1 protein-coding gene is annotated in these 230 nt (G+C 54.3%); it reads left to right on the top strand.

The window, feature by feature from the left end; genetic code table 11:
• A partial coding sequence (locus tag ACTHS3_RS18860; protein ID WP_440368940.1) for a BRCT domain-containing protein occupies positions 1-230 on the top strand: 230 nt, incomplete at both ends.

Below are 230 nucleotides of genomic sequence, written 5' to 3'. Positions count from 1 at the left end.
GGCAAGCATGGCGCAGCGAAACACAAAACGCCGCACTGCTCGAAAACCTAAAAACCTTCTTCGCACAAACGTCGTCTGAAAACCAAGATCAAGCGTTTTCAGACGACCTAAACGAAGCCGTAGCAGGCAAAACCTTTGTGTTAACCGGCACGCTGTCCACCCTCAAACGCGACCAAGCCCAAGCCCTGATCGAAGCCGCCGGCGGCAAAGTTTCCGGCAGCGTGTCCAAA

Source organism: Neisseria sp. P0009.S007, from assembly GCF_051962515.1.
Note: the sequence above shows the minus strand (reverse complement) of the source record. Positions and strands in the feature narration are given on the sequence as shown.